A 6,457-nucleotide genomic window follows, 5' to 3' on the forward strand; every position below is an offset into this window, starting at 1 on the left:
GCAAATGGCTGAATTTTTTGGCGCCTTAACCCAACACAGCTTTTTGTGGCAAGCGTTGATCGCAGGTCTGCTGGCTAGTGTGGGCTGTGGCCTGATGGGCCCCTTTGTGGTGGTCAAGCGCATTACCTTTCTAGCCGGTGGTATTGCGCATTCGGTACTGGCCGGCATGGGTATGGCGGTTTATTTTGCCTTTAATCCCTTACTGGGCGCCTTGATCGCTGCCATTGTTGCGGCGCTGCTGATTGGTTGGGTACGGCTGTATTCTGAAGCGCGTGAGGACACCACCATTGGCGCCCTGTGGGCTATCGGCATGGCAGTCGGAATTCTGTTCATCGCCGAGACCCCGGGTTACGCCTCGGATCTAATGAGTTTCCTGTTTGGCAACATTCTGCTGGTACCCGCGCGCGAATTGCTGTTCATGGCACTGCTGGATGCCGTCCTGCTGCTAAGCTTGACGCTGTTTTACCGCCAGTTTGTTGCCGTGGCCTTCGATGAGGAGTTCGCCCGCCTGCGCGGTGTCCCGGTAAGCACGCTGTATCTGGCACTCCTGGTGATGGTGGCCATCACCGTGGTGCTGATGATTCAGGTAGTCGGACTGATTCTGGTGATTGCCCTGCTGACGCTGCCAGCCGCCATCGCCGGTCTCTGGACCAGCTCCCTGGCCATGATGATGGTCTTAGCCACGCTGCTGGGAATGCTGTTTACCAGTGGCGGCCTGGCGCTGTCTTATGCACCCGACTGGCCAGCCGGTCCGACCATGATTGTACTGGCGGGCAGTACCTACTTTTTGGCGCTGGTTGCGCAGCGCCTGTGGCAGATGTGGCAACGTCACATGAGCCTGGCAGCACAGCAGAACGATCACCTCAGGCCGGGCACACACGAGCCAGACTGAAAGCCCGGACGGTCCGCCTCAACCTGATTGATCATGACCTCCGGGCCTTGGCTGTGCATACGCGCAACTCAGCCCACCGAAGGTAAGCCAGCCAATGCCATGGCGACTTCCGAATCATCGTAGACGAGATCTTTCAGCTTGCCAGCTGAATAATCCATGTAAGCCTGCATGTCGAAGTGTCCATGGCCACAAAGATTAAACAAAATCGCCTTGGATTCGCCAGCTTCGCGACACTTTTCAGCTTCGTGAATGGCGCCGCGCACGGCGTGATTGGCCTCGGGAGCGGGCAGTATGCCCTCGGCCTTGGCAAACTGGATGCCAGCCGCGAAGCATTCGAGCTGATTATATGAACGGGGTTTGAGCAGCCCTAGCTTGGATAGGTGGCTGATTTGCGGCGCCATGCCATGGTAGCGCAGGCCGCCAGCATGGAAGCCCGGTGGCACAAAGCCTGAGCCAAGTGTGTACATTTTGACCAGCGGCGTCAGCTGCGCGGTATCGCCGAAGTCGTAGGCAAAGGCTCCCTTGGTCAGGGTCGGACAAGCCGATGGCTCCACGGCGATGAACTCAATGTCACGGCCCTGGCGCAGTCGTTCTTCCAAAAAGGGAAACGCCAGTCCGGCAAAATTACTGCCACCACCAGTACAGCCGATAATCAGATCCGGATAATCATCGGCCATGGCCATCTGTTCCTTGGCCTCAATTCCGGTCACCGTCTGGTGCAGCAACACATGATTCAGCACGCTGCCAAGCGCGTATTTGGTGTCATCCCGTTGCGCAGCCAGTTCCACCGCCTCGCTGATGGCGATTCCCAAGCTGCCGGTGCTGTCCGGGTGCTCGGCGAGAATGGCACGGCCAGCAGCGGTAGTATTGCTGGGGCTGCCGATGCACTGAGCACCAAAGCTTTCCATGTAAGCGCGGCGATAGGGTTTATGGTCGAAGCTGACGCGCACCATGTAGACGACAATCTCCAACCCGAAGAAAGTTCCCGCCAATGCCAGCGAGGAGCCCCATTGTCCGGCGCCAGTCTCGGTGGTGATGCGCTTGACCCCTTCCTGCTGATTGTAAAACGCTTGGGCGATGGCCGTGTTCGGTTTGTGGCTGCCGGCGGGACTGACGCCTTCGTATTTGTAGTAGATGCGTGCCGGGGTATCCAGGGCTTTTTCCAGGCGGCGGGCGCGAAACAGCGGCGACGGGCGCCATTGGCGGTAGACATCGCGTACCGGCTGAGGGATTTCAATCTCTCGCTCGGTGCTCATCTCCTGCTCAATGACCGCACGCGGGAAAATCACCGCCAAATCATCCGGGGTAATGGGCTGCTTGGTACCAGGATGCAGGACCGGCGCCAGCGGCTCAGGCAGGTCAGCATTGATGTTGTACCAGGCCTTGGGCAGGCGAGTTTCATCAAGCAGGTATTTGACAGTGTCACTCATCGATGGTCTGGGTCTCCAGTGGGACTTGGCGAGTAAAAAAGCGCGCGGGCTTGGAGGCCGCAAGCGCGGTCATAGTTTGCCATATTGCGCTATATTGCGGTTTCCGGGGAGCGGCATACCGCTGTTGCTTGCGGTCGCCGCTGAAATTTTGATGCTCGCATTCCGACTCAATGAGGATGCGATCCGCTATCGCGTGGCCGAAGTGCAATGGAGCTTTGGCTGGGCACGAGGTGACTGTAAATGACCGAAACTGTGCGTTGGTTGAGCGATTTGGGCATGGATGATGTGCCCATCGTGGGCGGCAAGAATGCCTCACTGGGCGAAATGATTCAGCACCTAACCAAGGTTGGAGTGCAGGTACCAGGTGGCTTTGCGACTACGGCTCAAGCGTATCGCGACTTTCTTGCTGTCGATGGGCTGGATGCCAAAATCGCCGCCGAACTGGAAAGCCTGGATGTTGAAGACATCAGCGCGCTGAGCGAAGCTGGCCCGCGCATTCGCGGCTGGATCATGGCGCAGCCCTTTCCACCGGCGCTGGAAGCGGCCATTGACAGTGCCTTTGCCACCCTGACCGCCGATGCGGCGGAAGCCTCCTGGGCGGTGCGTTCCTCGGCCACGGCGGAGGATCTGCCCGATGCCTCCTTTGCCGGCCAACAGGAGACCTTCCTGAACGTCCAGGGACTCGACAACATCAAGCATGCCATCAAGGAGGTCTTCGCCTCCCTGTACAACGACCGTGCCATCTCTTACCGAGTGCATCAGGGCTTCACCCATGCCGAGGTGGCGCTGTCCGCTGGCGTTCAGCGCATGGTGCGCTCGGATCTGGCGGCCAGCGGGGTCATGTTCACCCTTGATACCGAATCTGGCTTCCGCGACGCCGTCTTTATCACCGCCAGCTACGGCCTGGGCGAAATGGTGGTGCAGGGCGCCGTGAACCCGGATGAATTCTATGTGCACAAGCCAACGCTGGCGGCTGGACGCCCGGCGGTGCTGCGGCGCGGTGTGGGTGACAAAGCTGTGCGTATGGTTTATGCCGAATCCGGCAGCCAGTCGCCAGTGCGCACCGAGGATGTGCCCGCCGAACTTTGTCAGCGCTTCTGTATCACCGATGAGGAAGTCGAGGCACTCGCCCGCCAGGCGGTGCTGATTGAGCAACACTATGGCCGCCCGATGGACATCGAATGGGCCAAGGACGGCCATGATGGCCAGCTCTATGTGGTGCAGGCGCGCCCGGAAACGGTGCAAAGTCGCACCGGCGGGGTCTTGGAACGCTACCGGCTGCTGCAAAGCGGCTCAGTGATCGCCAGCGGACGCAGTATTGGCAACCGCATCGGCGCTGGCAAGGCTCGCGTAGTGACTTCGCTGACGCAGATGGATCAGGTGCAAGCTGGAGATGTGCTGGTTGCCGACATGACCGATCCCGACTGGGAGCCGGTGATGAAGCGCGCGGCCGCTATTGTCACCAACCGCGGCGGGCGCACCTGCCATGCCGCCATCATCGCGCGCGAGCTGGGCGTACCGGCCGTGGTCGGCTGCAACGACGCCACCAGCCGCATTGCCGAGGGCGCCGAGGTCACTGTGTCCTGCGCCGAAGGCGACACCGGCTACGTCTATCAGGGGGTGCTGGAATTTGAGCACAAGACCGTGGCACTGGAGAAAATGCCCGAGGTGCCGGTCAAGGTGATGATGAACGTCGGCAACCCCGAACGTGCCTTCGCCTTTGCCGCCATGCCCAACGCTGGAGTCGGCCTGGCGCGGCTGGAGTTCATCATCAACAATATGATTGGCATCCACCCCAAGGCACTGCTGGAGTACGAGGCCCTGCCCAGTGATCTCAAGGCCGAGATCGGCCCGCGCATCGCCGCTTATCCAGGGCCGCGTGAGTTTTTCGTCATGCGCTTGGTCGAAGGGATTGCCACCCTGGCGGCCGCCTTTGCGCCTCATCCGGTCATAGTGCGCATGTCGGATTTCAAATCGAACGAATACGCCAACCTGATCGCCGGGCCGCGCTACGAGCCGCACGAAGAAAACCCCATGATCGGCTTCCGTGGCGCCGGGCGCTATCTGTCACCCGACTTCCAGGACTGCTTTGCCATGGAATGCGAGGCCTTGCGGATCGTGCGCGAAACCATGGGCCTAACCAATGTGCAGATCATGATCCCCTTCGTGCGCACCCTGGCCCAAGCCAAGGGCGTCACGGAAGTCCTGGCGGCGCAAGGGCTCAAGCGCGGGGAGCATGACCTCAAACTGATCATGATGTGCGAGATTCCCTCCAACGCCGTGTTGGCTGAGGAATTTTTGCAGTATTTTGACGGTTTCTCCATCGGCTCCAACGACATGACCCAACTCACTCTGGGCCTCGACCGTGACTCCAGCCTGGTGGCAGAGTCCTTCGACGAGCGCGACCCGGCAGTGAAGAAAATGCTCGAAATGGCCATCACCGCCTGCCGTGCGCAGGGCAAATACGTCGGCATCTGCGGTCAGGGCCCCTCAGATCATCCCGATCTGGCCGACTGGCTGGTCAAACAGAACATCAGCAGCGTATCGCTGAATCCGGATACCGTGGTTGATACCTGGCTCTATTTGGCTGAACAAAGCTGAGCTGAGCCTGCTGCAGCGCGTAGCGCCGATGGGTCGCGAAGGAGTGATGCGGACCATGACCGTTCACCTTCTTCGCGATCCCTGCGTGTTGCAGCGGCGCCTTCGCAATTACCAGAAAATTCTGTATAGCATCGACAACCTGCACAAATTACCAGCCCGCAATTCTGTCTAGTCGGCCCATCTTCTACAGATGGTTGTTCACATCCTGGTAGTGCCCTGACCTGCAGGACGATCGTCGCTAATAACATTGATTTTAATGGTTTTATTTTAATTTCACCCTGCAGATCGGGGCACTACCGCGACATGAACGCTCTCTGCACAACCTCGCCATTTACCGTACCCAGGTTGGATCACCGGGCTTCGCTATCTGTGGCTAGCGCGTCCCGGCCCGGCCTTCGATGACGTTTCTGTTCGTAGGCTCGCAGATGTGCTCCAGGCTTCCTTCAGACCTCGCCTCGCAGCTCAGCCCTTGCCTGTCGCTAGTCGTTGCCGCCTGATTAGAAACCAGGCGGTGATTCTCCTACAGGGAACTTGCACCCCATCAGTTCATGCCCATGCCGGGCGTACCACAATGCTATAAACTCGGACGAATTTTCGTTCGTTCCGCTCACTACAAACGCGCCGGTTACGGCTGGCGTTGTGTGCAAATGATTTATCAGCCGTAATCTAGAGGAATTTCACATATGAGTATTAAGTCAGGATCATGCCTATGTGGTGAAGTCAATTTCGAAATAGAAGGCGATTTTGATAATTTCTATCTTTGTCATTGTAGCTGGTGCCGAAAAGATACTGGCTCGGCTCATGGTGCTAATCTTTTTTCTTCTTCTGCAAAGTTAAAATGGTTATCAGGACAGAATAAAATCACAAATTTTACTTTGCCTTCAACTCAACACACGAAATCATTTTGCTCAATTTGCGGATCCGCCCTTCCAAATATTCAATTTGAAGAGAAGCTTCTGGTAGTTCCCGCTGGAAGCCTTGATTGTGATATCCACATCACACCTACCGCTCACATTTTTATTTCGAGCAAAGCAAATTGGGATAAAGATTTTTATAAATTACCTATGATAGAGACTTTGCCATCATCAGCATAAAACCACACAACAAAGCTATTTCAGCCGACGCAAAAAACGGCGCAGCTCAACTCCGCGTTAGGGCGCTAAAACGATAACTCGAACGTATACAGCATTACAACGGACTTCAAACGCTATCATCCGAAGAAGTCGCTGGTGTTCACGAACTATTGGTTGAAGACTTCTTGACAAGCAAGGACCCAATCCAGGGTCGGTTTAGGCTTGGCTTCACGTTATGTGAAAATATTTATTTGCAAGAGGGAAATATGTTGGGAATTTTTATAGATTTTAATGCTATGATTGCTTTTTTTGTAATTGTGATAGCTTCTTTCTCGGCCTTGATCATCCCTCGGTCCAAAACCAACAATTTCAGTAGGTGATCAGCGCGAGGCATGGGGCGGCAGGAGTCCGGGAAAGGCGTAGTCTTGGAGGTGCAACCCAACCCAAGGACAGCGCCGATG

The 6,457-nt window shown here is 56.9% G+C and carries 6 protein-coding genes; 4 read left to right on the forward strand and 2 right to left on the reverse strand.

Annotation, left to right across the window (positions count from 1 at the left end):
• Positions 1 to 4: 4 nt before the first annotated feature.
• Positions 5 to 892 carry a metal ABC transporter permease gene (locus CKO36_RS02605; RefSeq protein WP_200280128.1) on the forward strand — a complete coding sequence of 296 codons (888 nt, stop codon included), beginning with the start codon at positions 5 to 7 and terminating at the stop codon, positions 890 to 892.
• A gap of 68 nt (positions 893 to 960) precedes the next feature.
• On the opposite strand, the gene CKO36_RS02610 is transcribed toward CKO36_RS02605, so the two are convergent.
• Positions 961 to 2,322 carry a TrpB-like pyridoxal phosphate-dependent enzyme gene (locus CKO36_RS02610; protein ID WP_200280131.1) on the reverse strand — a complete coding sequence of 454 codons (1,362 nt, stop codon included), beginning with the start codon at positions 2,320 to 2,322 and terminating at the stop codon, positions 961 to 963.
• Between CKO36_RS02610 and CKO36_RS02615 the strand changes: the two genes are divergently transcribed.
• From CKO36_RS02615 to CKO36_RS02625, 3 genes are all read left to right on the forward strand, one after another.
• Positions 2,312 to 2,566: a hypothetical protein gene (locus CKO36_RS02615; RefSeq protein ID WP_200280134.1), complete on the forward strand. Its 255-nt coding sequence runs from the start codon at positions 2,312 to 2,314 to the stop codon at positions 2,564 to 2,566. The genes CKO36_RS02610 and CKO36_RS02615 overlap by 11 nt on opposite strands.
• On the forward strand, positions 2,563 to 4,923 hold the full coding sequence (gene ppsA / locus CKO36_RS02620) for a phosphoenolpyruvate synthase (RefSeq protein WP_200280137.1): 2,361 nt from the start codon (positions 2,563 to 2,565) through the stop codon (positions 4,921 to 4,923). Before CKO36_RS02615 ends, ppsA begins: the two co-directional genes overlap by 4 nt.
• 683 nt (positions 4,924 to 5,606) lie before the next feature.
• Positions 5,607 to 6,017, forward strand: a complete 411-nt coding sequence (locus CKO36_RS02625; protein WP_200280140.1) for a GFA family protein — start codon at positions 5,607 to 5,609, stop codon at positions 6,015 to 6,017.
• A 226-nt stretch (positions 6,018 to 6,243) separates the two neighbouring features.
• Here CKO36_RS02625 and CKO36_RS19375 read toward each other — a convergent pair.
• On the reverse strand, positions 6,244 to 6,457 hold a 214-nt coding region (locus CKO36_RS19375; RefSeq protein ID WP_207161363.1), incomplete at its 5' end, for a hypothetical protein.

Origin of the sequence: Rhabdochromatium marinum (genome assembly GCF_016583795.1) — a bacterium.
Lineage (GTDB): Bacteria > Pseudomonadota > Gammaproteobacteria > Chromatiales > Chromatiaceae > Rhabdochromatium > Rhabdochromatium marinum.

Coding starts and splice junctions, on each gene's coding strand:
- CKO36_RS02605 (WP_200280128.1), top strand. CDS start 5: ATGGCTGAATTTTTTGGCGCCTTAACCCAACACAGCTTTTTGTGGCAA.
- CKO36_RS02610 (WP_200280131.1), bottom strand. CDS start 2,322: ATGAGTGACACTGTCAAATACCTGCTTGATGAAACTCGCCTGCCCAAG.
- ppsA (WP_200280137.1), top strand. CDS start 2,563: ATGACCGAAACTGTGCGTTGGTTGAGCGATTTGGGCATGGATGATGTG.
- CKO36_RS02625 (WP_200280140.1), top strand. CDS start 5,607: ATGAGTATTAAGTCAGGATCATGCCTATGTGGTGAAGTCAATTTCGAA.